Source organism: Bradyrhizobium sp., assembly GCF_019242285.1.
In the GTDB taxonomy this organism is placed as follows: Bacteria; Pseudomonadota; Alphaproteobacteria; order Rhizobiales; family Xanthobacteraceae; genus Bradyrhizobium.
The window spans coordinates 1-24,061 of the sequence record NZ_JAFAVV010000606.1 but is presented as its reverse complement, the minus strand read 5'-3'; the positions used below and the strand labels follow the sequence as shown (position 1 = coordinate 24,061).

24 protein-coding genes are annotated in these 24,061 nt (G+C 64.4%); 12 read left to right on the top strand and 12 right to left on the bottom strand.

Going from position 1 to position 24,061, the window contains the following annotated elements; all coding sequences use genetic code 11:
- The 4 genes from ccoO to JOY90_RS24810 all read right to left on the bottom strand — a co-directional run.
- Positions 1-608 (bottom strand): cytochrome-c oxidase, cbb3-type subunit II (gene ccoO / locus JOY90_RS24825; RefSeq protein ID WP_291693749.1); only part of this gene is annotated, 608 nt, incomplete at its 3' end.
- 11 nt (positions 609-619) lie between these two features.
- Entirely contained in the window at positions 620-2,269 is a 1,650-nt protein-coding gene (gene ccoN, locus JOY90_RS24820; protein WP_291693748.1) for a cytochrome-c oxidase, cbb3-type subunit I, read from the bottom strand.
- 234 nt (positions 2,270-2,503) lie between these two features.
- Entirely contained in the window at positions 2,504-2,926 is a 423-nt protein-coding gene (locus JOY90_RS24815; RefSeq protein WP_291693747.1) for an HPP family protein, read from the bottom strand.
- A 44-nt stretch (positions 2,927-2,970) separates the two neighbouring features.
- Positions 2,971-3,801, bottom strand: coding sequence for a universal stress protein (locus tag JOY90_RS24810; protein ID WP_291693746.1), 831 nt, complete (start codon positions 3,799-3,801; stop codon positions 2,971-2,973).
- Between the two features lie 219 nt (positions 3,802-4,020).
- Between JOY90_RS24810 and fixL the strand changes: the two genes are divergently transcribed.
- From fixL to JOY90_RS24785, 5 genes are all read left to right on the top strand, one after another.
- Entirely contained in the window at positions 4,021-5,532 is a 1,512-nt protein-coding gene (gene fixL / locus JOY90_RS24805; protein WP_291693751.1) for a sensor protein FixL, read from the top strand.
- Between the two features lie 2 nt (positions 5,533-5,534).
- Positions 5,535-6,164, top strand: coding sequence for a response regulator FixJ (fixJ, locus tag JOY90_RS24800; RefSeq protein WP_291693745.1), 630 nt, complete (start codon positions 5,535-5,537; stop codon positions 6,162-6,164).
- A gap of 70 nt (positions 6,165-6,234) precedes the next feature.
- A complete protein-coding gene (locus JOY90_RS24795; RefSeq protein ID WP_291693744.1) occupies positions 6,235-6,627 on the top strand; it encodes a response regulator in 393 nt (130 codons plus the stop codon).
- Between the two features lie 341 nt (positions 6,628-6,968).
- Positions 6,969-7,649 carry a helix-turn-helix domain-containing protein gene (locus JOY90_RS24790; RefSeq protein ID WP_291693743.1) on the top strand — a complete coding sequence of 227 codons (681 nt, stop codon included), beginning with the start codon at positions 6,969-6,971 and terminating at the stop codon, positions 7,647-7,649.
- A gap of 358 nt (positions 7,650-8,007) precedes the next feature.
- Positions 8,008-8,433 (top strand): hypothetical protein, encoded by a 426-nt coding sequence (locus JOY90_RS24785; protein WP_291693742.1) that lies wholly within the window; start codon positions 8,008-8,010, stop codon positions 8,431-8,433.
- 79 nt (positions 8,434-8,512) lie between these two features.
- Here JOY90_RS24785 and JOY90_RS24780 read toward each other — a convergent pair whose 3' ends face one another.
- Entirely contained in the window at positions 8,513-8,983 is a 471-nt protein-coding gene (locus tag JOY90_RS24780) for a hypothetical protein (protein ID WP_291693741.1), read from the bottom strand.
- 240 nt (positions 8,984-9,223) lie between these two features.
- Between JOY90_RS24780 and JOY90_RS24775 the strand changes: the two genes are divergently transcribed.
- Positions 9,224-10,537, top strand: coding sequence for a glycerophosphodiester phosphodiesterase family protein (locus tag JOY90_RS24775; protein ID WP_291693740.1), 1,314 nt, complete (start codon positions 9,224-9,226; stop codon positions 10,535-10,537).
- A 72-nt stretch (positions 10,538-10,609) separates the two neighbouring features.
- Here JOY90_RS24775 and JOY90_RS24770 read toward each other — a convergent pair whose 3' ends face one another.
- The 4 genes from JOY90_RS24770 to JOY90_RS24755 all read right to left on the bottom strand — a co-directional run bounded on the left by JOY90_RS24770 (position 10,610) and on the right by JOY90_RS24755 (position 16,513).
- Positions 10,610-11,839, bottom strand: a complete 1,230-nt coding sequence (locus tag JOY90_RS24770; RefSeq protein ID WP_291693750.1) for an MFS transporter — start codon at positions 11,837-11,839, stop codon at positions 10,610-10,612.
- Positions 11,840-11,931: 92 nt separating this feature from the next.
- Complete coding sequence (locus JOY90_RS24765; RefSeq protein ID WP_291693739.1) at positions 11,932-12,408, bottom strand: PRC-barrel domain-containing protein; 477 nt, start codon at positions 12,406-12,408, stop codon at positions 11,932-11,934.
- A 28-nt stretch (positions 12,409-12,436) separates the two neighbouring features.
- Positions 12,437-14,641, bottom strand: a complete 2,205-nt coding sequence (locus JOY90_RS24760; RefSeq protein ID WP_291693738.1) for an amylo-alpha-1,6-glucosidase — start codon at positions 14,639-14,641, stop codon at positions 12,437-12,439.
- 108 nt (positions 14,642-14,749) lie between these two features.
- Positions 14,750-16,513, bottom strand: coding sequence for an ABC transporter ATP-binding protein (locus tag JOY90_RS24755; RefSeq protein ID WP_291693737.1), 1,764 nt, complete (start codon positions 16,511-16,513; stop codon positions 14,750-14,752).
- Between the two features lie 307 nt (positions 16,514-16,820).
- On the opposite strand from JOY90_RS24755, the gene JOY90_RS24750 reads away from it, so the two are divergent.
- The 6 genes from JOY90_RS24750 (at position 16,821) to JOY90_RS24725 (ending at position 22,775) form a co-directional block, all read left to right on the top strand.
- Positions 16,821-17,891 (top strand): glycosyltransferase family 4 protein, encoded by a 1,071-nt coding sequence (locus JOY90_RS24750; protein WP_291693736.1) that lies wholly within the window; start codon positions 16,821-16,823, stop codon positions 17,889-17,891.
- A gap of 295 nt (positions 17,892-18,186) precedes the next feature.
- Positions 18,187-19,443 carry an ABC transporter substrate-binding protein gene (locus JOY90_RS24745; RefSeq protein WP_291693735.1) on the top strand — a complete coding sequence of 419 codons (1,257 nt, stop codon included), beginning with the start codon at positions 18,187-18,189 and terminating at the stop codon, positions 19,441-19,443.
- A gap of 19 nt (positions 19,444-19,462) precedes the next feature.
- Positions 19,463-20,332 carry a branched-chain amino acid ABC transporter permease gene (locus JOY90_RS24740; RefSeq protein WP_291693734.1) on the top strand — a complete coding sequence of 290 codons (870 nt, stop codon included), beginning with the start codon at positions 19,463-19,465 and terminating at the stop codon, positions 20,330-20,332.
- Positions 20,332-21,318 carry a branched-chain amino acid ABC transporter permease gene (locus tag JOY90_RS24735; protein WP_291693733.1) on the top strand — a complete coding sequence of 329 codons (987 nt, stop codon included), beginning with the start codon at positions 20,332-20,334 and terminating at the stop codon, positions 21,316-21,318. Before JOY90_RS24740 ends, JOY90_RS24735 begins: the two co-directional genes overlap by 1 nt.
- Positions 21,319-21,328: 10 nt before the next feature.
- Positions 21,329-22,078, top strand: coding sequence for an ABC transporter ATP-binding protein (locus tag JOY90_RS24730; protein WP_291693732.1), 750 nt, complete (start codon positions 21,329-21,331; stop codon positions 22,076-22,078).
- Positions 22,071-22,775 (top strand): ABC transporter ATP-binding protein, encoded by a 705-nt coding sequence (locus JOY90_RS24725; RefSeq protein ID WP_291693731.1) that lies wholly within the window; start codon positions 22,071-22,073, stop codon positions 22,773-22,775. The genes JOY90_RS24730 and JOY90_RS24725 overlap by 8 nt, the downstream gene beginning before the upstream one ends.
- Positions 22,776-23,026: 251 nt before the next feature.
- On the opposite strand, the gene JOY90_RS24720 is transcribed toward JOY90_RS24725, so the two are convergent.
- The 3 genes from JOY90_RS24720 to JOY90_RS24710 are packed head-to-tail and all read right to left on the bottom strand — an operon-like array spanning position 23,027 to position 23,907.
- Entirely contained in the window at positions 23,027-23,239 is a 213-nt protein-coding gene (locus JOY90_RS24720) for a hypothetical protein (protein WP_291693752.1), read from the bottom strand.
- Positions 23,190-23,456, bottom strand: a complete 267-nt coding sequence (locus tag JOY90_RS24715; protein ID WP_291693730.1) for a deaminase — start codon at positions 23,454-23,456, stop codon at positions 23,190-23,192. The genes JOY90_RS24720 and JOY90_RS24715 overlap by 50 nt, the downstream gene beginning before the upstream one ends.
- Positions 23,440-23,907, bottom strand: a complete 468-nt coding sequence (locus JOY90_RS24710) for a hypothetical protein (RefSeq protein WP_291693729.1) — start codon at positions 23,905-23,907, stop codon at positions 23,440-23,442. Before JOY90_RS24710 ends, JOY90_RS24715 begins: the two co-directional genes overlap by 17 nt.
- Positions 23,908-24,061: the final 154 nt, after the last annotated feature.

Genomic DNA, 24,061 nt, shown 5'->3' with positions numbered 1-24,061 from the left:
GCCTTGGCGTAGCGCTTGGTGAAGGCATCGGCGCCGGCATTGTCAGGGTCGGCCTGGGCCTTCATGTCGGCGGCCGCGTTGGCGATCTGATCGTCGGTATAGGGAACGCCGACGGTCCGCAGCGTACGCATGTGATCGGCGATGGTCTCCGGATCGACGTCCGTCGAGCCGAGAAAGGGATAACCCGGCATCACCGATTGCGGCACGATCGCGCGCGGATTGGTCAGATGGGTGACGTGCCAGTCGTCGGAATATTTGGCGCCGACGCGGGCGAGATCGGGCCCGGTCCGCTTCGACCCCCACTGGAACGGGTGATCGTACATGCTCTCGGCGGCGAGCGAGAAATGGCCGTAGCGCTCGACCTCGTCGCGCAGCGGACGGATCATCTGCGAATGGCAGAGATAGCAGCCTTCGCGGACATAGATGTTGCGGCCGGCGAGCTCGAGCGGCGTATAGGGCCGCACGCCGTCCACCACCTCGATCGTGCTCTTCAGGTAGAACAGCGGGGTGATCTCGACGAGGCCACCGATGGCGATCACCACCAGAATGCCTGCGATCAGGATGATCGAGTTCTTTTCGAAGACTTGATGCCTGGTCCAGAAAGACATGGCTGCGTTCCTCATTCCGCCGGCTGGAGGGCGACCGGCGCCTGGACTTCCGCCTCGCCGACGCGCACGGTCATCCAGAGATTGTAGGCCATGATCAGCGCGCCGATCAGGAACAGCGCTCCGCCGGCGGCGCGGATGATGTAGAAGGGATGCATCGCCTCGACCGTCTCGATGAAGGAATATTCGAGGAAGCCGAGCGAGGTGTAGGAGCGCCACATCAGCCCTTGCAGGATGCCCGACACCCACATCGCCGAGATGTAGAGCACGATGCCGAGCGTCGCGGTCCAGAAGTGCCAGTTGACCAGCTTGAGGCTGTAGAGGCCCTTCCGATTCCACAGCCAGGGGAACAGGCAGTAGAGCGCGCCGAAGGAGACGAAGCCGACCCAGCCGAGCGCGCCCGAATGCACGTGGCCGATGGTCCAGTCGGTGTAGTGGCTGAGCGAATTGACCACCTTGATCGACATCATCGGACCCTCGAAGGTCGACATGCCGTAGAACGCCACCGACACCACCATCATGCGCAGCACCGGGTCGGTGCGCAGCTTGTCCCAGGCGCCCGACAGCGTCATCAGGCCGTTGATCATGCCGCCCCAGGACGGCATCCACAGCATGATCGAGAAGGTCATGCCCAGGGTCTGCGCCCAATCCGGCAGCGCGGTGTAGTGCAGGTGATGCGGGCCGGCCCAGATGTAGAGGAAGATCAATGCCCAGAAATGGATGATCGACAGCCGGTAGGAATAGACCGGCCGCTCCGCGCGCTTCGGGATGAAGTAGTACATGATGGCGAGGAAGCCGGCGGTCAGGAAGAAGCCGACCGCGTTGTGGCCGTACCACCACTGGAACATCGCGTCCTGCACGCCGCCCCAGGCGATGTAGGACTTCGAGCCCACGAAGGACACCGGCAGCGCCGGGTTGTTGCCGAGGTGAAGCACGGCGATGGTGACGATGAAGGCGAGATAGAACCAGTTGGCGACGAAGATGTGCGGTTCCTTGCGCTTGATCACCGTCACCAGGAACACCAGCAGATAGGTCACCCAGACGATGGTGAGCCAGAGGTCGGAGTACCATTCGGGCTCGGCATATTCCTTGGACTGCGTGGCGCCGAGCAGATAGCCGGTGCCGGCAATCAGGATGAAGAAGTTGTAGCCGACCACGACGAACCACGGCGCAAGGTCGCCTGCCAGCCGCGCCCGGCAGGTCTTCTGCACGACGTAGAAGGAGGATGCGATCAGCACATTGCCGCCGAAGGCGAAGATCACCGCCGAGGTGTGCAGCGGCCGCAGCCGGCCGAAGCTGGTCCATGGCAGGTCGAAATTCAGCGCGGGCCACGCAAGCTGGCTGGCGATGATGAGGCCGACGAGGAAGCCGGCGATTCCCCAGAACATCGCCATGACGGAGGCGAATTTGATCGGCCCCATGTTGTAGTTCGGCCGGCCGTTGATCTCCTGCGGCGGCAGGGCGGCCGGGCGCTCGAAATAGCGGTTGAGAATGACGAACACCGAGGTGACGCTCGCGGCCGCAGCCAGCGAGGCGTGAAAGGCGAACGGCGCGTCAACCGCCTCCGCCGCACCGATCACGCAGAGGAACGCGGTCGCGGCGAAGATCATCGACAAGCCGCTTTCACCGATGGTCATGGATTTCGAGATGAGAGGCTGGCTCATGCGGATTCTCGCTGAGAGGATACGTGTGCCAACAACCACACCCGCCCTCACCGCGAATTGATCAGGATCAAGGCCCGCCGACTTTTCGCCGTAGGAGTGGCTAAGCGTCCACGCGCACAGAAGCGCGCCACGCAAAGACAGAAGCGTGCCCACCGTCCAAAGCCGTGCTGTCGAGACAATGGTGGGCACGGCGCCTCGCGCCTTAGCCCCACCCTACGATCTCATGAGGCCGCGCTAGTCGGCCGTCACCGCCAGCGCCTTCAAAATGTCCTCGCGGGCGATGATGCCGGCCAGGCGGTGCCCGCCATCGAGCACCGGAATGCTGCGGATGCGATGCTCGACCATGAGCTGGAGCACCCGCGTCAATCTGGTGTCGGAGCGCACATAGATGAACTCCGCCGTCATCACGTCCCCGATCGTCCGGTTCATCAGGTCGGCATAGCGAGGAACCATCTGGGTCGGAGTGAAGGCGAAGCATTTCAGCATGTCGAACTTGGTGACGATGCCGACCACCTGCCCGTCCTCCTCGACGGGATAGGTGTTGTAGTCGTCGCGATCGATCATCTCGCCGAGCTGGCGTATCGTGAGGTCGCGCGCCACGGTCTGCACGTCGCGCGTCATGTAGTCGCCGGCAATGGCCTCGAGAAATCTGTACACCGCGCGCCTCCTTGTCCTCGTTCAATCGCTCGTCTGCAGGGGCTCTAATGCGACAGCAGCACGCAACGGGCGGACTGATTGATGAGATGCTGGGTCACGCCGCCAAGGATCAGCTCCCGGAACCGCGAATGGCCGTAGGCGCCGGCCACGATCAGGCTGGCCCCGGCCTCGCCCGCAATGTCGTCGAGCCGAGCCGCGACATCGCCGCTATCGCCGGCCGAGACCCGTTCATGAGCGGAAATGCCATGGCGCGACAGCCAGGCGACGACATCCTGCACGCTGGAGGTGGCGGCCGCGCCAAGCTTGCCCGCCTCTGCGATTTCGGCGACGGTGACCTGCCTGGCCTTGCGCAGCAGAGGCAGCGCGTCGGCCACCGCCCGCCTGGCCTCGGGCGTATCCTTCCAGGCCACCAGCACGCTGCGCAGGTCGAGCCAGTCGACCCGATCGGGCACCACCAGGAGCGGGCGACCGGTCTGCATCACCAGATCCTTCGGGCTTGCGAGCGCGAAGGCGTCGGAGAATGCCGGACTGCGGCCGCCGTCGACGATGATGTCGGCCGCGCGGGCGGCCTGCAGGACGAAACGCGTGGGGAAGTCGACCGCGCTGCGCCATTCCAGGGACTTCGAGCGGTGCTTGCAGGCCTCGCGGAACTGCGTTTCCAGCTCGTCCAGGCGTTCGGCAAGCGCGCTCGTCTCTTCGTCGATCAAAAGCTGCGCCTGTTCGCCGGTGGTGAAATAGACCGGCGGAGCAAACTGCGCCGCGGCAATTCCGATCATCGTTGCGCCGAACTGCTCGGCAAGCTGGCCGGCGACTTCGAGGCGCGTCTCATTCGGCTGATTCAGCGCCAGGCTCACCATCACCGTTGCAAACGTCATCGATACCCTCCGCCTCGATTTTCGCTCTCGCTTCTAGGCCCAGATCGCCGGACCGGGATGAGATAGATCAAGGACACCGCCCGCCGATGCGGCGGCTTTCGCGAAAGTCTCACCGGAGCGACAAAAACCAAGTTCCAGTGCGGCAAACCTCGTGTAGAATCAATCCGCTGCGGCGTGCGCAAGCATGACTTCGGAAATTGGGCCCAAGGCGTGACGAGCATCGTTCAACCCTCTCCTGACGCCTCCGGCGGACACGAGCATTACAGGCTCCGAATCGAGGGCCTGGGCGTCGGCACCTGGGATCTCGATCTGGCGACGCGAGAGCTCGAATGGTCCGACGCCGCGCGGACGTTGTTCGGTCTCCCGCCCGGCCAGCGCGTGCCCTACGACGCGTTCCTCGCGCCACTCGAACCGAAGGATCGCGAGCGCTTCAGCCAGGCCCTGAAGCGTGCGATCGACGGCTGCTGCGGGTTCGACCTGTCGTTCAAGGTCGCCGCCGGCAACGGCCGTGGACAATGGGTTCGCGCGCGCGCCGGCGTCATCCGCGACGAGGCGGGCGAGCCCCGGCATCTCAGCGGAATCCTGCTCGACATCGGCGAGGAGAAGCAGCTCGAGGAGACGCTGCTCACGCGCGAGAGCCACCTTCGCTCGATCCTCGATACGGTGCCGGACGCCATGATCGTGATCGACGGCTGCGGCGCCATCCAGTTCTTCAGCACCGCGGCCGAACGCATGTTCGGCTATTCCGAACATGAGGCGATCGGCAGGAACGTCAGCGAGCTGATGCCCGAGCCGGACCGTTCGCGCCATGACGGCTACATCGCGCGGTATCGATCCACCAGCGAACGGCACATCATCGGCATCGGCCGGATCGTCACCGGCCGGCGGCGCGACGGCACCACCTTTCCCATGCATCTGTCCATCGGCGAGATGCAGTCGGGCGGCGAGGCCTATTTCACCGGCTTCGTGCGCGACCTGACCGAGCATCAGCAGACCCAGGCCCGGCTGCAGGAGCTGCAATCGGAGCTGGTGCACGTCTCGCGGCTCAGCGCGATGGGCGAGATGGCGTCCGCGCTCGCCCACGAGCTCAACCAGCCGCTGGCCGCCATCAGCAACTACATGAAGGGATCGCGCCGCCTGCTCGCCGGCAGCACGGACCCCAACGCCGCCAGGATCGAGACCGCCATGGACCGCGCGGCCGAACAGGCGCTGCGCGCCGGCCAGATCATCCGCCGGCTGCGTGACTTCGTATCGCGCGGCGAATCCGAAAAGCGCGTCGAAAGCCTCTCGAAGCTGATCGAGGAGGCCGGCGCGCTCGGGCTTGCCGGCGCCCGCGAGCAGAACGTGCAGCTACGCTTCCGTCTCGACCCGCAAGCCGACCTGGTGCTGGCCGATCGCGTGCAGATCCAGCAGGTGCTCGTCAACCTGTTCCGCAACGCGCTCGAGGCGATGGCGCCCTCGCCGCGGCGAGAACTGGGCGTAACCAATAGCAGGGCTGCCGACGACATGATCGAGGTCGCGGTGTCCGATACGGGCACCGGCTTCCCCGACGACGTCAAGGCCAATCTGTTCCAGACCTTCTTCACCACCAAGGAGACCGGCATGGGAGTCGGTCTCTCCATCAGCCGGTCGATCATCGAGGCGCATGGCGGCCGGATGTGGGCCGAGAACAACGACGCCGGCGGCGCGACCTTCCGCTTCACGCTGCCTGCCGCACCGAACGAGAGCTGACGATGCCGAGCAAGGGAAAGGTCCAAGGAAAAGTCTATGTCATCGACGACGACGAGGCGATGCGGGAATCGCTCGACTTCCTGCTCGGCTCGGCCGGCTTCGAGGTTGCGCTGTTCGACGGCGCGGTGAAGTTTCTCGAGACCCTGCCCGGCCTCGCATTCGGATGCGTCGTTTCCGACGTCCGGATGCCCACGATCGACGGCATCGAATTGTTGAAGCGCATGAAGACCCTGCACAGCCCGTTTCCGGTGCTGATCATGACAGGGCATGGCGACGTTCCACTGGCGGTCGAAGCGATGAAGCTCGGCGCGGTCGACTTTTTGGAAAAGCCGTTCGACGATGAGCGGCTCGTCGGCATGATCGAAGCGGCGATTCGGCAGGCGGAGCCGGCGGCGAAGAGCGAGGCGGCGACCCAGGAGATCGCGGCGCGCATCGCCACGCTCAGCCCGCGCGAGCGGCAGGTCATGGAGGGCCTGATCGCAGGATTGTCCAACAAGCTGATCGCCCGCGACTACGAGATCAGCCCCCGTACCATCGAGGTCTACCGCGCCAATGTGATGACCAAGATGCAGGCCGGCAGCCTGTCGGAGCTGGTGCGGCTGGCGATGCGCGCCGGGCTGCTCGGGGATTGAGCCATGTCAAGGTCCGCCGGGGGCGGCAGGCTAGGCTTGTCAAAATCGGCCATGACCTGCGCGGCCCCCGATGTCCTCGCCTGCCCAAGCAACGGTCTACGTGGTTGACGACGACGTCGGCGTACTGGGGTCGTTGCGCTTCCTGTTGGAGACGGACGGTTTGGCGGTGCGCACGTTCCGGAATGCCGCCGCCGTCCTGAAAGCGGCTTCCCAGGCCGAGGCCGATTGCTTCGTGATCGACTACAAGCTGCCCGACATCAACGGCCTCGATCTGGTGGGCCGGCTCCGCGGTAACCACATCACGGCCCCCGTGATTCTCATCACCGGCTATCCCGACGCAGGGATATCGGACCGGGCCGCGGCCGCCGGCATCGATCACGTGCTGCAGAAGCCCCTGCTCGGCGACAACCTGATCAAGCGCGTCCGCGCCTCCACCGAGCAGCCGGCGCAGCCGAACAGGTGACCTGAGCGCGTAGCCCGGATGAGCGCAGCGACATCCGGGTCTCCTCCCCGCATATCGCTTCGCTCATGCGGGCTACCGGCTGCGTCATGAGATCGGTAGGGTGGGCTAAGCGGCCACGGACACCGAAGGGTGCCACACAAAGGCAGAAGCGTGCCCACCATTCAAGGCGAGGCTGTCGAGACAATGGTGGGCACGGCGCTCGCGCGCCTTGGCCCACCCTACACCCCCATTTCGCACCTACGGGATTCTACGTAAGGGCTCCTCCCTAAGATATCGCTCTCAATTTCCAGGCCCGTCGCGCCCATTTACCAATTGGCCATCCGCTCACAGGAGATGGCCCGATGCTCACCCCCTCGCTCAGCACCCCCATCGTCGGCACCAAGGCTGGCCCGGCCACGAGCCCCGTCGTCGACCAGTTCGGCGCGATGGCAGGGTTGATCGCCAGCGAATTCAGCTACCGCAAGGACGAGGAAATCTACGGCGAGCAGGAGCCGGCCGAATACGTCTACCAGGTCATTTCCGGCGCCGTCCGCAGCTACAAGCTGCTCTCCGACGGCCGTCGTCAGATCGGCGCGTTCCACCTGCCCGGCGACGTCTTCGGGCTCGAATCGGGGACCACGCACCGGCTGGCGGCGGAAGCCATCATCGACACCACCGTGCGGCTGGTGAAGCGCCGCACGCTGGAGCAGGCCGCAAGCGTCGACGTCCAGGTCGCCCGCAAGCTCTGGGCCATGACCGCGGGCGAGCTGCGCCATGCCGAGGACCACATGCTGCTGCTCGGACGCAAGACCGCGATAGAGCGGGTCGCGACCTTCCTCCTGGAAATGGACCGCCGGCTGACGGTCGCCGGCATGATGGCGCTGCCGATGTGCCGCCGCGACATCGGCGACTATCTCGGCCTGACGCTCGAAACCGTCTCCCGCGCGCTGTCGCAGCTTCACAGCCAGGGCGTTCTCGGCTTCTCCGGCGCCCGCCAGATCGTGCTCCGCAACCGCCAGCGGCTGCACAACATGGATGCGTGATCGGTTTCGGCTCCGCGCTCGCGATCAGGCCGGCCCGGCAATCACCGTACTTCCTGTGCACGGCGGTATGCTGCACGCGTACGCCGACATCTCGCCTGAGATGCTTACGAGCGCACGCACGGAGTTGTATGGATGCTGATCGGCAGCGGGCGCGCGTAGGAGCTGGTGCGAGTGTCGGCTTTTGTGAAGGGTTTCGGACGACGGCCCTGAGAGGACCGTGCCGCTTGCGCTGCGGCCGCCGTCCGAAACCCTTCACAAAAGCTGCCACATCGCCGACATGCGCTTTTGTCGCAATCAACCTGTCATTGCCGCCCTCTCATTTGGTGTGTAGGCTTTGTGCGTGACGAGGACGACTGGCGTGAAGCGATTGTTTTTCACACTCGGAATCTACGTTTTGCTTTTCCCTGCTGTGGCTATTCTGACGGCCATGATCAGGGGGTTGATATTGGCCCCACCAGGAGCGACGTGGGATGCAGGGGGTGGGCTGGCCCTGGTCGTCATGGTTGGCTACATGACGCTTGCACTACCCGCGCTCGCCACAGCAATAGTTCATTTTTCACTCGATCGCCTCGGTACTGGCTTCACGCCGCTACTGGCGGCGATAACAGCTGTGATTGCTTCGGAAACCGCCTTTCACACACTTGAGCGAGGCTCACTTGCAGGAGTCGCTAATCTCGATTTCTTTGCGGCGATAGCAGGCATGACGTGCTGCCTGGTTGTTGATCGATTGAAAGTCGGGGACAGGGCATGGTCCGTCCCGAATGCGCCAGCCGCGAAGGAGTGACAAACCACCGCTCGGTTTCAATCCACCTCCGCTATGGCCCCAAAGCGGTAACGCATCATCCGGTGCTGCGATGGCTCGTTCACTTCTGGGGGATGAGAGGTCGATCTAGACGATCTTCGAAACCATGACTTTGCATCCGCGTCAGAATTTCCCGAGCAATATCGGCCTTGAGGCGTTGTCTCAGAGTGTCGAGCCGAATGCCTTTCTCCTCCAGGGATTTCGTCATTTGTACCGGCGCGACACCCAATCGCGAGCACATGTCACCGAAGGCTTTATCGACTGAAGCGTTCGTCAGCAAACCAGACCCCTCGGCCTCCCTCATCCTGGCCATGTCTATGACCAACTGACGGATCACGTCCTCCCTGCTGGCCTGCCTTTGCGACGTCAGGAAATCGAGCCTGGTGCGCTGCTCGACGTCGTCCTCCGTGATGAATTCGCCGTAGGTCGTGGCGGCAACTATAGTCTGGCCGGGTGCAGGTAGGGCTTGGCCGCGTGCAGGTGAGACCACCAGCTCAACCAGACATACAGCAGCAAGAAGCCAGCTAGGCATTGAAGATCTCCTCAACTAGACGCTAAACCGTCAAAGAGCACTTCCGGTCGCGGTCATCTGCCTGTCAGAGAATTGAGACAATAAGACAGCAGCGTCGGCCTCATTCGGCCGGGCCCGTGTGATCTTCGAAGTGATGCTACTCGGAAGATGGAGGCGACCATGAACCGTCGTTCACGACGGAGAGTATGCGCTGGAGCGAGGCTGCTTGGTGCAGCGGCCCTGGCGTTCCTCCCAATATCGATGGTCTGCGCGCAAACCGCCTCGGCGCCGGCCGGCGCCAAACCCTTCCTGACCCTCGATGGAAAGCAGCCCTTGATCATCGGGCATCGCGGCGTGCCGGGACTCGTGCCTGAAGAGACCGAGGCATCGTATGAGCTGGCCGCGGCCCTCGGGTCCGATTCCCTCGAAGAGGACCTGCACCTGACCAAGGATTGCATTCTGGTGGCACGTCATAACCCTTGGCTGAGCGACAATACCAACGTTGCCGAGGTGGCGAAGACCAATGCGGCGGTTGCGGCCCGCAAGCGCACGGTGCCCGGCGTCCTCGTCAAGGTGAAATGGCCGCAATCCGCGACCAGCGGGCCGGCCGAATACCCCACCGATCTCACCGATCCGGCCGACCCCCGATCGGTGCTGAAATCGCTGATCGTCGACGGTGAAGACCATAGCAATGATTGGTCGATCACCGATTTCACCATGGCCGAGCTGAAGGACTGGATCGCCGGCACCACCTATGATGCGGCCAACGAAAGGCCGAAGGTCTTCAACGGCAAATTCCCGATCCTCAGTTTCCAGGACATCATCGACATCGCCAAGGCGAAGAGCAGGGAGACGGGGCGCACCATCTCCGTCTATCCGGAAACCAAGAATCCAACCTGGAACAATGCCCAGGCCATCGCCAATGGCTGCGGTGCACCCGGCGGCCACCCGCTCGAGGATGCCCTGATCAAGATCATCAAGGACAACGGTCTCAACGCGATGGACGCGCCCATCATTGTTCAGAGCTTCGAGCCCGGCAGCCTGAAATACATGCGCAGCCATGGTTTGGAAACGCGGCAGGTCCAGCTCATCGATGGCAACGGTATCGACTTCAAGGCCGGCAAGGTCCTCCTCAACAACATCACCAATTCTCGTCCGTTCGACTGGACGGTTTCGGGTGACCCGCGCTTGTACGATGCGATGCTGACCTCTGAGGGCCTTGCGGAGATCAAGACCTATGCCGACGGCATCGGTCCGTGGAAGGCCTACATCGTTTCGTACAGGATTTCGCCCTGGAAGGACAGCAACGCCGATGGCACGCCCTACAAGGGATCGACGCCGCAGTCATCGACGCAGGAGCCAACCAGCGTCATCGCCGACGCGCATAAGCTTGGCCTGTTCGTGCATGTCTTCACGTTCCGAAATGAGAAGAAATATCTGGCTGCCGACTATCACGGCGATCCAAAGCTGGAATATCTGAAGTTCTTCCGTCTCGGCGTCGATGGTGTCTTCACCGATTTCACGCACACTGGCGTTGGCGCCCGCGCCGCCTATCTGCGTGAACTTGGCTGGTGACGCCGGCAACAGCGAATGCGTGTGAGCGAGCGTCAGCACGCCCCGAAAACGGCAATGGGCTCGAGAATCGCCTCAGCAGCGGTCCCGCGTATCCGGCATCAGCAGCGCGATGACGGCAAAGCCCAGCATCGCGATGCCCGAGAGGCCGAGAAACGCGAGACTGCTGCCGAACTTGTCGCTGACATAGCCGGCCAGCACGGTCGAGAGCGAGGCGCCGATCCCGGTCGCGGTGCCGACGATCCCCTGCGCCAGGTTGAAGTGACCGGTGCCGAAGGCGACGTCGGCGACGATCAGCGGGATCATCACCGCGAAGACCGAGGCGGTGATGCCGTCGAACAGCTGGACGGCGACCAGGAGATAGGGATCGTGCACGGTCGAGAACAATAATCCGCGGATGGCCAGCGCGCCGAAACCGAGCAGCAGCAGCGGCCGCCGGCCCCAGACTTGCGCCTTCGCGCCGACCGAGGGCGACAGCAGCGCGACGATCGCCTGCGGCACGACGATGCAGAAGGCGATCAGGACCGGCGCCCACTGGCTCGACCGCGTCGTCACCACGCCTGCCATCAGCGGCAGCATCGCGGCATTGGCGAGCTGCAGCAGCAATACGCTGGCGGCGAAGATCAGAAGCGCGCGCTGGCAGACCAGATGCAGCACGTTGGTGTCGGGCTTTTCCGCCGTTTCGGGCGGCACCGCGCCGTGCGCCCGCGCCACGTCGACCTCGCGCTCGCGGATGCTGGCGAGCGCGAGCAGGGTCGGGATCGCCAGACAGCAGGTCACCAGGAACACCGAGCGGCTGGAAATGAGGTAGCCGCAGGTGCCCATGACCGCCGCGGCGACGCCGTTGCCGAGCGAGGCAAAGCGCGCGTTGCGTCCGAGCCGCTCGCCGATCGCGACCCGCCCGACCAGGCCGAGGCTGATCGCGGCGATCGCAGGTCCCAGCACGCAGCTCGCGGCCGCATGCAGCGTCGCCGCCGTCAGCACCACCGGGAGGATCGGCCAGGACGCATAGGCGAGCGCCGCGCAGCCGATGGTGATGATGGCGAAGCCTGCGACCAGCCGCTCCGAGCGCGCCGCATCGACGATGGCGCCGCCCGGCATCTGTCCGATCAGCCCGACCACGCCGCCGATCGAGAGCACCAGGCCGATCTGCGCCTGGGTCCATTTTTCCGTGGTCAGATAGACCGCGATGAACGGACCGAAGCCGGTCTGGACGTCGGCGAGGAAGAAGATGAACCAGTCGAGCCCGCGCAGGCTCTGCCGCGACGGCTGCGGGTCGCGGCCAGGCTTCGGCTCGGGCGGCACATCGTGGCGGCCGCGCTTGTCTGCACCGCAGCCACCATCGATTCGGTCAAGCGAACGGGATGGGAGCGCCACCACAGGGAACCTCCGCTTGTTCAGTGATCGTCCAATGGCTGTAGACTTCCGGCTGCCCCCAACACCACGATCGGCGTGTCTTCCTTGTACTCCGGCGCCGCCGCCACCTGCGCCTTGGTCAGTTCGAGCGTGATGCTGTCGCCCTTCTCCGCGACGCGGCCGAAATGCAGCGCGTTCCAGTCGACCACGATCTTGCGGCTGCCGACGCCGAGGAATCCGCCGAAGTCGATCACGGCCGCCCGCACCGTGCCGGTGCGGTCGACGATCACGTCGACGATATGCCCCATGTCCTCGTTGGTCGGGCTGCGCACGTCGCGGCCGAGCACGCCATGGGCCTCCCGCGGGCCGATGATGGTGACCGACGGCGGCGGCGCCTCCTCGTTCGGGCGCGCCGCCGGGCTCGGCGTCGGCTGGGGCTCGTTGTCCGCGCGCGCGGCATCGCCGGTCGCCGCGACCAGAGCAACTACGACGGAAATCAACCAGCGCGCACTGCGCATATGCCCTCCTCCGCTTCGTTCCGCGCCGCTAGCGCGCCAGCACGATCGACACCTGGATCTGCCCGCGCCGGCGCAAGACCTCCAGCGAGACCTCGTCGCCGTGGCGGCGGACGCGAAGGTCGACGGTGGAGGAGCCGAGCCGCAGATCCCGCAGGATCACCTCGTCGAGAAAGGCGGGCAGCAGCGGATTGCGCAGGCGGATGTCGCCGCGCTCCGCGTCGAATTCGAGCCCGAGCGAGGCCTCGAGCAAGGTGAAGGGCGTGGCGCTCGCCCAGGCCTGCGGCGCGCAGGCCACCGGATACAAGGTCGGACCGCGATGCTTCTCGCGCCGGAAGCCGCAGAACAGCTCCGGCAGCCGGCGCAGGTCCATGTACGTCGCGGCCTCGAACAGGCCCTTGAAGACGTGCTCGACCGAATGCTTCAGGCCATAGCGCGCGAGGCCGAGCGCCGCCAGAGCGTTGTCATGCGGCCAGATCGAGCCATTGTGGTAGGACATCGGATTGTAGCGAGACTCTCCCAGCGCGATGGTGCGGATGCCCCAGCCGGTGAAGAAGTGCGGCCGCATCAGGTCGACGGCGACCCGGCGCGCACGGTCCTCGCGGATCATGCCGCTGAACAGGAGGTGGCCGACATTCGACGAGCGCACCCTGCAGGGCGCCTTGTCGCCGTCGAGCGCCAGCGCATAGGTGCCGAGCTCCTCGCACCAGAACGCCGCCTCGAACTGCTCGGCCAGCCGGTGGGCCTCGGCGTCGAGCCTCTCGGCGACCTCGCGGCGGCCGAGCCGCCGCGCAGAGCGCGCCGCCAGCCGCTTGGCGGCGAACACGTAGCCCTGCACCTCGGCGAGTGCGATATTGCCCTCGGCGAGCCTGCCGTCGGCATGGAAGATCGCGTCGTAGGAATCCTTCCAGCCCTGGTTGCGCAGCCCCTCTTCCGTTGCCCGCTGATACTCGACGAAACCGTCGCGGTCCGGATCGGCGGCGCCGTCGATCCAGCGCAAGCTTGCCTCGATCGCGGGCCACAGCTCCTTCAGCGTCTCCTCGTCGCCGGTGCGCTCGACATAGAGACCGGCGAGCAGCACGAACAAGGGCGTGGCGTCGACGCTGCCGTAATATTGCGCGAACGGCACCTCGCGCAGCGCCGCCATCTCGCCGCCGCGCATCTCGTGCAGGATCTTGCCGGGCTCGGCATCCGACAGCGGATCGTTCGACGTCGCCTGGTAGCGGGCGAGCCGCCGCAGCACGCCGCGCGCCACCCGCGGGTCGAGCCACAGCATCTGCAACGCGGTGATGAGGCCGTCGCGGCCGAATGTCGTCGAATACCAGGGGATGCCGGCATAGGGATATCGGCCCTCGGGCGTATCCGTCATCAGCATGTTGAGGTCGGCCATCGACTGGCACAGCACCTCGTTGAAGATGTCGTTCGAGGTCTCGATGCTGGTGGTGCTCATCGTCGAGCGCCGCATCTCGCGCCGATGCGCGAGCAGCCCTGGGAAGAACCGCTCCGGCTTGGCCCCTGCGGGCCGGTTGCAGGAGACCGCCACGAACAGCGACTTGACCATGTGCGGCTCGAGATCGAGGCGCCAGGTCGCGGCGTTGACGGCAAGCCGCGTCGGGCGCGGATCGAAATGCAGCGCGGTTGCGCGCGCCCTGTCGTCGAGTCCGCGATATTCCAGCAGCACGTCGGCCGGCCCGATGAGCTTGGCCGAGCCGACGCCGCGGCGCGGGCGCTGCTCGCCGCGCACCTCGAACAGATCGGCGAAATCATTGTCGAACAGCAGCGTCAGGTCGAAGCTCGCGCGCCGGTCCCCATGGTTCTGCACGCCGATGCGCTGATAGGCCGTGCCGCGCCAGAGAAAGATCGTGCGCACGATGTGCAGCATGTCCTTCTGCAGGACGATGCGGCCCTGGTCGTAGATGTCGGGGTTGGTGAGGTCGATGGTGAGCGCGGAATTGTCGTCGCGCAGGTTGGAGCCGAGCAGCAGCGGCTGGACCTCATCCAGCACCAGCTCTAGTCTCGCAAGATAGCGGGTGTCGGCGTGGAACAGCCCGTCGGGCCCGCCCGCCGACGCGCCGACGTCGCCGTGACTGTCCAGCACGATGAAGGTGTCGTCATGCTTGAGCGAGCGCCGCGGCCTCGCTCCGGGCCCCGTCATCGGGATATAGAACGCCCGCTCGGCCACCAGTTCGATGGTCTCTGACGCGGCGGCGACCTGGGTTACGACTTCGGCTGACATGTTAACCTCAAGCGGTTCGCCGCGCAGTAGCAGCGCGTCCATGGCAACGCAATCGAACTCGGACAGACGGAACCAACGCTCAAGACCGGGCGAGCTTAAACGCCGCAGTTACGCCGCAAATTTGGCAAGCCGGCTCATTTCCTGGGTCACGAGCTCGCGATACGGGCCCTCGCCCTGCATCAGGCGGTCCGGCGGACCGTCCTCGATGATCCTGCCGGCCTTCAGCACCACGACACGATCGAAGTTGCGCAGCGTCGCCAGCCGATGGGCGATGGCGATCACGGTGCGGCCGCGCATCAGGCGGCCGAGCGCCTCGCGGATCGCCTCCTCCGATTCGCTGTCGAGCGCGGCGGTCGCCTCGTCGAGCAGCAGGATGGGCGCGTCCTTGAGGAAGGCGCGCGCGATCGCGATGCGCTGCCGCTGTCCACCGGACAGCTTGACGCCGCGATCACCGACCATGGTGTCGAGCCCCTCCGGCAACGTCTCCACGAAATCGCAGCGCGCCGCGATCGCCGCGCGCAGCACCTCGTCGTCGGTGGCGTTCGGCCGGCCATAGCGGATGTTCTCGCGGATGGTCCGGTGGAAGAGGGAAATGTCCTGCGGCACCACCGAGATCGACTCGCGCAGGCTCTGCTGGGTGACGCGCGAGATGTCCTGGCCGTCGATCGTGACGTTGCCCTGGTCCACGTCGTAGAAGCGCTGCAGCAGCACGAACAGGCTGGACTTGCCGCCGCCGGACTGGCCGACGAGCCCCACCCGCTGTCCCGGCTGCAGCCTGAGACTAAAACGGTCGAATATCTTCAGTCCGCCGGGATACCGGAACGATATGTTGTTGAAGGCGATCGCGGCGCCAGTCTTCATCAGCGGCTCGGCTTCCGGATGATCGCGCAGTTCATGCGGCAGCAAGAGCGTGGCGATCGCCTCGGTGAGGCGCGCGACGTGCTGGGTGACGTCCACCAGCGCGACCGCGAGATCGCGCGTGGCGCTCAGGATCGATATCCCGAGCGTGCAGACCAGCACGACGTCGCCGGTCGAGGCGCCGCCCTGCTCCCAGAGCCGGATCGCCCAGGCGAGCAGCGCGATGATCAGCACCACCGTGACCGCCGCATGGATCAGCCTGAGCTTTTCGAGATAGCGCAGGCTGCGGCCGCGCGCCGTCGTCTCTCGCTGCACGGTGGCGTCGAAACGGTCGTGCTCGTGGCTGAGGCCGCAGAACGCCCGCACCAGCGGCATGTTGTTGATGACGTCGATCATCTCGCCGTCCACGGCGGCGGCCTTGTCGGCGAAATCGTCATGCAGCGGCTTGCCGGCGGCGGCGAGGCGGAACATCGCGACGACCATGGTACCGGCGATCACGATCAATCCAGCCGCCATCGGCAGGCTCACGGTCCCGATCAGCGCGATGGCGGAGACGGTCGCGGCGCACGGCGGCAGCACGTTCCAGACGAACATGTTCTCGACGGTGAAGATCGCGTTGGAGGTCGCCGTGATGCGGCTCGTCAGCATCCCCGGCAGGCGGTCGGAGAAATAGCTCGGCGCATGGCCGGTAAGATGACGGAAGATGTCGCGCCGAAGATCGCCCGTCACCCCTACGAAGGTAAAGCTCGCCGTCCAGCTCGCGATCCGCCACAGGAAGTTGTCGGCGGCGATGAACGACATGAGGAAAACGAATGCCAGCCATACGTGGCCCGCGTGAGCGGGTCCGGAGGACAGGCTGTCGACCAGCGACTTCACGCCGTACTGGGTGCCTACCGAACAAGCAACTGCCGCAAGAACCGCCCCGAGTATGATGAGATGCGAGACAGGTCGCTGGCGCAGGTAGCGCATTACGAATGGAAACGGCCGATGCGCATACCCTGATAACTGATCCATATTGCGGAAACCCCCGTCGGAGAATGACAAGCTGTTACGACCGGCATTGTGCTTTTGAACAATCGACGCTTCGGCCCGGTTCCCGGCGCATCGCAATTTCATCGCCTCGATTTCGTCAGCATCCTTCATCAACCAGCGACACGCCTCTCGACGCGACGGCGAGATGCGGACGACGTTGAGGATTTCGAACAAGTAACCTTGTTTGGAAGGAACTTCGCAAATGCGAGAACGTTCCCAGTTTGGCGTGCCGGTGCCGACTTAAGCAGGGGGCTTGTTCTTTCCATGATCGTAAAGAGGAGATGATGAGATGCGCATCGCGCAGGTAGCTCCATTGACGGAGGCTGTCCCACCCAAGCTGTATGGCGGCACCGAGCGGGTGGTGCATTGGCTGACGGAGGAGTTGGTGGCGCTCGGGCACGACGTCACGCTGTTTGCGAGCGGCGACTCGCAGACGTCGGGCAAGCTCGATGCGACCTGGCCGAAGGCGCTGCGCCTCGACGGTTCGGTGCGCGATCCCAACGCCCTGCACATGGTGATGCTGGAGCGCGTGCGTCAGAAATGTGACGACGAGCAGTTCGATTTCCTGCACTTCCATCTCGACTACTATCCATGGTCCTTGTTCTATCGGCAACCGACTCCGTTCCTGACGACGCTGCATGGCCGCCTTGACCTGCCGGAGCATCAGCCGGTGTTTCACACCTTCTCCAAGGTGCCGGTGATCTCGATCTCCAACGCGCAGCGCCGCCCGGTGCCGCAGGCGAACTGGGTGCGGACCATCTATCACGGCCTGCCTCAAGACCTGCTGACGCCGAAGGCTTCGAAGCACGACTATCTCGCGGTGCTCGGCCGCATCGCGCCGGAAAAGGGCGTCGACCGCGCGATCAAGATCGCCATGCGCTGCGGTATCCCGCTCAAGATCGCCGCCAAGGTCGATCGCGCCGACCAGGATTATTACGATCAATTGATCTCCCCGCTGATCACAGGCAACCCGCTGGTCGACTTCATCGGCGAGATCAGCGACCACGAGAAGCCGGATTTCCTGAGCGGGGCGATGGGACTGTTGCTGCCGATCGACTGGCCGGAGCCGTTCGGCCTCGTCATGATCGAATCGATGGCCTGCGGCACGCCGGTGATCGCCTATAACCGCGGTTCGGTGTCGGAGATCATCGATGACGGGCTGACCGGGTTCGTGGTCGAGGACGACCTCAGCGCGGTCGCCGCCGTCGACCGGCTGCCGCAATTGAGCCGGGCGGCCATTCGCCAGCAGTTCGAAAGACGCTTCACCGCCCGCCGCATGGCGCTCGACTATCTGGCCGCCTATCGCAGCCTTCAGGAGGCGAGCGAGCCGCGGATCAAGCTCGTTTCGAGCGCGGAGTAGTCATACTGCGTCGTAAGAGATGACGTAGGGTGGGCTTAAGGTGCGAGAGCGCCGTGCCCACCATTCTCTCGATAACGTCGTCGTGGATGGTGGGCACGCTTCTTTCTTGGCGTGTCCACCTCTGTGCGCGCGGCCGCTTAGCCCCACCCTACGCCTTTCTGCGGCGCCTGCGTGCCGCACCCCAGCGGCCATATTGTCAACAATATTCAGCCGGGCTAGCATGCTACCTCCATAAGACGAAGCAAGCGCAGCGGGCCTTCCTCAAGGGCGCTGAACGCGCCTTGGGGGAGACTGCATGAGCAGAGAGCGCCAGACATCACACCGCGTCGAGCTGCCCGATCATGGGCTCGCCCTGTCGAAGCCGCAGAGCCGCCGCAAAATTCTCCAGAAGGCTGGCGGCGTGATCGCGGCCGGCGCCTTCGGCGCAGTGCCGTTGCGCGGCTGGGCCGCCGACACGATCAACATCGGCGGTCTCTATCCGACCACGGGAAGCATGGCGCAGATCGGCGTCGGTTGCGTCGCCGCCGCCAAGATGGCGGCGGAGATGGTCAACGAGGCCGGCGGCATCAAGTCGCTCGGCGGCGCCAAGCTCAACGTCATCATCTCCGACATCCAGAGCGACACCACGGTGACGCGCACCGAGACCGACCGGCTGATCAACGGCAACAAGCTCTCCGCCATTCACGGCTGCTACGCCAGCGCGCTGACGCTGATCGCGAGCGAGGTCTGCGAGCGCGCCAAGGTGCCGATCATCACCGGCTCGAGCTCGGACCAGCTCAACAAGGGACGCAAATACACCTTCACGCCGTTCGCGCGCGCCTCGCAGTTCGCCCAGGCGCAGTTGCAGATGTCGAAGCTCGTCTCCGACAAGCCGAAGGTTGCGGTGATCTTCGAGAACACCGCCTTCGGTACCTCGACCTCCAACGGCCTGAAGGAGCAGGCGCCCGGCGAAGGCGTCGAGATCGTGATGTTCGAGCCCTATTCGGCCGGCTTCACCGATGCGAGCCCGCTGATCAACAAGGTGAAGGCCTCGGGCGCCAACACCTTGTTCGCGATCTCCTATCTGAACGACCTGATCCTGATCGTCCGCACCGTCAAGCAGGTCGGTCTCGACATCGCCATCAATGGCGGCTCCGGCGGCTTCACCATGCCCGACTTCTACAAGAACGTCGGCACCGCCGCCGAAGGCCTCCAGGGCGTGGCGCACTGGAACCACGACGTCAACGACGATGCGCAGAAGGTGAGCGAGCGGTTCAAGCAGGTCTACGGCACCTTCGCCTTCGAATATGCCGGCAGCATCGTCGCCCAGACCTTCATGCTGGCCGACGCGATGGAGCGCGCCGCCTCCGCCGATCCGCAGAAGGTTCGCGACGCGCTGTCGACGCTCGACGCCTCCTCCGGTTACGCCGCCATGGGCCCGGGCAGCAGGGTCAAGTTCGGCCCCGAGGGCAAGAACGTCTATGGCCGCCCCGTCGGCGTACAATGGCAGAACGGCGATCTCGTCAGCATCTTCCCGAAGGAGGATGCCCGCGCCCCCGTGCTGAAAACCTGATCCGCAAGGCACAGCTCCGATGCTGGAAACGGTGGCCCAGGCCGTCATCAACGGCCTGCTGATCGGCGGCATTTACGCGCTGGTCTCGATCGGCGTCACGCTGATCTTCGGCGTGGTCAAGATCGTCAATTTCGCCCAGGGCGAATTCGTGATGATCGGGATGTATCTGTCGTTCTACCTCGCGACCCAGTTCGGCCTCGACCCGCTGCTGTCGCTGTTCGTCACCATGCCGGCGCTGTTCGCAGCCGGCGTGCTGATCCAGCATTTCCTGATCCGCCGCGTGCTCGGGCCGAACGACATGCCGCAGATCTTCCTCACCTTCGCGCTGTCGCTGTTGCTGCTCAATCTCGCGCTGATGCTGTTCACGGCGAATTATCGCACCGTGCACACGTCCTATTCCGACGCCGCGCTGCACTTCGCCGGGCTCTACGTTCCCGTCGCAAAGCTGATCGCCTTCGTCGTCGCGATGGCGCTGAGCGGCGCGCTCTGGGTGTTCCTGCACACCACCGATCTCGGCAAGGCGATGCGCGCCGCGGCGCAAAACCGCGACGTCGCGACCTTGATGGGCATCAACCCGAACCGCGTCTTCGCCGTCGCCTTCGGCGCGGCGCTGGCGCTGGCCGGCGCCGCCGGCTCGCTCCTGATGCCGTTCTATTCGGCCTATCCGTTCGTCGGCCAGGTGTTCGTGCTGATGGCCTTCGTCGCCGTCGTGCTCGGCACGCTCGGCAACGTGATCGGCGCGCTGGTCGCGAGCTTGATGATGGGGGTCGCCGAATCGCTCGGCATCCAGTTCGTCGGCGCCGATTCCGGCCTGATCGTCGTGTTCGCCATGCTGCTCTTGACGCTGGCGCTGAAGCCGACCGGCCTCGGCGGCGGGAGAGTGCGGTGATGGCGCGAAGCAGCCTGTGGAAGATCGCGGCGCTCGCGCTGCTCGTCGCCGTGACGATGGCGCTGCCGCTCGTGGTGACGAACGCGTTCGCGCTCGACATCTTCATCCGCATTCTCCTGTTCTCGCTGGTCGGCGTCGCCTGGAACCTGATGGGCGGCTATGCCAAGCAGCTCTCGCTCGGGCATGCCGCGTTCTTCGGGCTCGGCGCCTACACCTCCACCATCATGCAGGTCGATTTCGACATCTCGCCCTGGATCGGGATGGTCGCGGGCGGCGTGGTCGCGGCGCTGGCGAGCCTGCCGATCGGCTGGCTCTGCTTCCGCCTGCGCGGCCCTTATTTCACCATCGCCACGATCGCCACCGCGCAGGCCTTGATGCTGATCTTCCTGAAATTTCGCGACCTCGCCTGGGGTGCCGAAGGCACCACCATCCCCAATCTCGGCAGCGCGCCGCTGATGCTGCAATTCGAGACCAAGGCCTCGTATTATTACGTCGTGCTCGGCCTGCTGGCGCTCGCGCTCCTGATCACCTGGCGCATCGAACGCTCCTGGATAGGCTATTACCTCGTCGCGATCGGCGAGGACGAGGACGCCGCCGAGGCGGTCGGCGTCAACGCACCGCGCATCAAGCGCGACGTCTACATGATCAGCGCGTTCCTGACTGCGCTCGCCGGCACCTTCTACGTCCAGTACATCTACTTCATCGACCCCGCGACCGCGTTCAATTTCAACATCTCGATCGAGGCCGCTTTGGTGTCGATCGTGGGCGGCATCGGCACGCTGTGGGGTCCGGTGATCGGCACCGTGCTCCTGGAGACCACGTCGGCGCTGTTGCAGAGCTGGCTCGGCTCCTCGACCGGCGGCGTGCAGCTCACCGTCTATGCGCTGATGCTGATGGCGATCATCCTGTGGCGGCCGGCCGGCCTGATGGGTTTTGTCAATGACATCTGGCGGCGCCATCTGCGTCGCCGGCCGGCGCGCGCGTGAGGCAGGCCGCATGGCTGACGCACTCGTCATCAAGGGACTGAGCAAGCGGTTCGGCGGCCTGCGCGCGGTGCAGGACGTCAGCTTCACGGTGAAGGAGAACGAGACGCTGGCGCTGATCGGGCCGAACGGCGCCGGTAAGACCACGAGCTTCCATCTCATCACCGGCTTTCACCGTGCCGATTCCGGCTCGGTGCAGGCGTTCGGGCAGGAGATCGTCGGCCTCAGGCCGCACGCCGTCTGCGCGCTCGGGCTGGCCCGCACCTTCCAGGTCGCAAAGCCCTTCGGCGCGATGACGGTCGAGGACAACGTCATGACCGGCGCCTTCCTGCGCGACCGGCATGTCGTGGCCGCCCGCGACAAGGCCCGCGAGGCGATCGACTTCGTCGGCCTCTCCGCGCGCGTGCAGACGCCGGCCAAGGACCTGACCACGATCGACCAGCGGCGGCTGGAGATGGCGCGGGCGCTGGCGACGCAGCCGAAAATCCTGTTGCTCGACGAGGTGATGGCGGGGCTCAATCCGTCCGAGATCGACCAGGCGGTGGCACTGGTCGGCAAATTGTCGGCACGCGGCCTCACCATCGTGATCGTCGAGCATGTGATGCGCGCGATCATGGCGGTGGCGCGCCACATCGTCGTGCTCGACCACGGCCAGAAGATCGCCGAGGGCGCGCCGAAGGACGTGATGGAGAATCCGGAAGTGATCCGCGCCTATCTCGGCTCCGGCCATGTCCATGCGCCGAGTGGAGGCGCGCATGCTTGAGCTCTCCGGCGCCAGCGCGGCCTACGGTTCCGTGCCGGCGATTTCAAACGTCTCGATCGAGGTTGGCGAAGGCGAGGCGGTCGGGCTGCTCGGCGCCAATGGCGCCGGCAAGAGCACGACGCTGCGGGCCATTTCGGGGCTCGTGAGGCTGACGTCCGGCAGCGTGACCTTCGCAGGCAGCGATCTCGCCAAGCTTCCGCCCTACAAGATCCCCGAGCTCGGCATCGCCCATGTGCCCGAAGGGCGCCAGGTCTTCCCCGAGATGACGGTGCAGGAGAATCTGGAGATCGGCGCCTTCGTGCCGAAAGCCAAGGCCGATCGCGCCCAGACCATGGAGCTCGTGTACCAGATCTTCCCGCGGCTCGCCGAGCGGCGGCGCCAGCTTGCCGGCACCATGAGCGGTGGCGAGCAGCAGATGCTTGCCGTCGGCCGCGGGCTGATGCTGAAGCCCCGGCTGCTGATGCTGGATGAGCCCTCGCTCGGCCTCGCACCCGTCATGACCGACGTGACTTTCGAGAAGATCGCCGAGATCCACAGGATGGGCACCGCGATCCTCCTGGTCGAGCAGAACGTCAGCCGTGCGCTGTCGCTCGTGCAGCGCGCCTATGTGCTCGAAAGCGGCCGCGTGATCATGCACGGCACCAGCGCCGAGCTCGCCGGCAATAGAGAAGTGCAGGCGGCGTATCTGGGGATATGAGATCGTCTGGTCGGCGAACTAACTAAGCGACCACGCGCACGGAAGCGCGTCAAGCAAAGTCAGAAGCATGCCCACCATCAAGGGCAATGCCGTCGATGCGATATTGGGCACGGGGCTGACGCGCCTTAACCCACCCTACTCCACTCAATTCTTCCGGACAGGCAGCATCCGCCGAGTGCAGTAGGGCTACGGACCCACCACACCTTCGCATGCTAAAAGCATTCGCAGGCTCGCGCCCCCTTCGAACCACCTCATAGTAGGCGGCGGTTGATGAAGTTAAGGCGCTCATCGAGCAATCCAACTACATAGGCCTCCGCTTTGAAATAGGAGGGGAAAATTACATCGATCATTGGCGTCTTGTGTTCTCTGCTCCAACGTTTGGCGACACCAGTCGAGTACTTCCGCTTGCCCTTCTCAAAAAAGGTCGCGATAACGGAAGGGCGAAATTCCCAGAAACCGCTCAAAATTCACACGCGGACCAGTTCCGTCCCCATCGATTTCGATCGAGTCTGGATGAAGCTCTTCTGCGTAACTTTTCGGATATGGCTCAATTGAAACCACGCGCCTTATGCCAGCGGCCACGATATGTTTTGCGCATAGATGACATGGGAACGTCGTGCAGTAGAGAGTGCCTCCTTTGATCGACACTCCGTTTCGAGCGGCGTCAGTGATTGCTGACATCTCTGCGTGGATAAACGGCACGAAGAAGCTTAATCTCTTCAGGACGTTTGAATTGGCGAATTATGTAGGCTTGCTTTGATCTTGGCTCTTCTACTCTGCCACCGGTCTCTTCTCGAAATTGTCTGATCGCGCTGATTGCTAGAATTGCCAGCGCGTCATTTCGATGCAGCAGCTCCCTGACTTTGTTCGCATAAGCAATCCGCTGTTTAAACGACTCGATATATCCTGTAGCATCCAAAGGTAGCCCGACTTTCACTTCTCGCATGAGGTCGGTGATGCGAAAGACTTGTGTGCTGTATTCAAAGTCCGCCAACGCCGCAGTCAATGCATCGGTAACGGACTCCAAATCCACTCCGATGGGCCCCACAAGGCCAAAGATGAGTTCGGGATAATCATCAAAGGGAAGCCCATCGTCGGACTCCTTCGACTGGCGCTCTTTTTCAGTCATCATTAGCTAAGACTCACCTACCCGTTGGAACCACTAAAGAATTTGGGTCACCCGATGTCTGATGTGAAACTGGAACCAGGCTGGCTCGCACGCGACGTCCAGCAGGCGACAAAACAAACCGATGCGTGGAATACGCACCGAAAACAACCGGATACAA

Coding starts and splice junctions, on each gene's coding strand:
- ccoN (WP_291693748.1), bottom strand. CDS start 2,269: ATGAGCCAGCCTCTCATCTCGAAATCCATGACCATCGGTGAAAGCGGC.
- JOY90_RS24810 (WP_291693746.1), bottom strand. CDS start 3,801: ATGACGTTTGCAACGGTGATGGTGAGCCTGGCGCTGAATCAGCCGAAT.
- fixJ (WP_291693745.1), top strand. CDS start 5,535: ATGCCGAGCAAGGGAAAGGTCCAAGGAAAAGTCTATGTCATCGACGAC.
- JOY90_RS24795 (WP_291693744.1), top strand. CDS start 6,235: ATGTCCTCGCCTGCCCAAGCAACGGTCTACGTGGTTGACGACGACGTC.
- JOY90_RS24790 (WP_291693743.1), top strand. CDS start 6,969: ATGCTCACCCCCTCGCTCAGCACCCCCATCGTCGGCACCAAGGCTGGC.
- JOY90_RS24780 (WP_291693741.1), bottom strand. CDS start 8,983: ATGCCTAGCTGGCTTCTTGCTGCTGTATGTCTGGTTGAGCTGGTGGTC.
- JOY90_RS24775 (WP_291693740.1), top strand. CDS start 9,224: ATGGTCTGCGCGCAAACCGCCTCGGCGCCGGCCGGCGCCAAACCCTTC.
- JOY90_RS24765 (WP_291693739.1), bottom strand. CDS start 12,408: ATGCGCAGTGCGCGCTGGTTGATTTCCGTCGTAGTTGCTCTGGTCGCG.
- JOY90_RS24760 (WP_291693738.1), bottom strand. CDS start 14,641: ATGTCAGCCGAAGTCGTAACCCAGGTCGCCGCCGCGTCAGAGACCATC.
- JOY90_RS24755 (WP_291693737.1), bottom strand. CDS start 16,513: ATGGATCAGTTATCAGGGTATGCGCATCGGCCGTTTCCATTCGTAATG.
- JOY90_RS24750 (WP_291693736.1), top strand. CDS start 16,821: ATGCGCATCGCGCAGGTAGCTCCATTGACGGAGGCTGTCCCACCCAAG.
- JOY90_RS24745 (WP_291693735.1), top strand. CDS start 18,187: ATGAGCAGAGAGCGCCAGACATCACACCGCGTCGAGCTGCCCGATCAT.
- JOY90_RS24740 (WP_291693734.1), top strand. CDS start 19,463: ATGCTGGAAACGGTGGCCCAGGCCGTCATCAACGGCCTGCTGATCGGC.
- JOY90_RS24735 (WP_291693733.1), top strand. CDS start 20,332: ATGGCGCGAAGCAGCCTGTGGAAGATCGCGGCGCTCGCGCTGCTCGTC.
- JOY90_RS24730 (WP_291693732.1), top strand. CDS start 21,329: ATGGCTGACGCACTCGTCATCAAGGGACTGAGCAAGCGGTTCGGCGGC.
- JOY90_RS24725 (WP_291693731.1), top strand. CDS start 22,071: ATGCTTGAGCTCTCCGGCGCCAGCGCGGCCTACGGTTCCGTGCCGGCG.
- JOY90_RS24715 (WP_291693730.1), bottom strand. CDS start 23,456: ATGTCAGCAATCACTGACGCCGCTCGAAACGGAGTGTCGATCAAAGGA.
- JOY90_RS24710 (WP_291693729.1), bottom strand. CDS start 23,907: ATGATGACTGAAAAAGAGCGCCAGTCGAAGGAGTCCGACGATGGGCTT.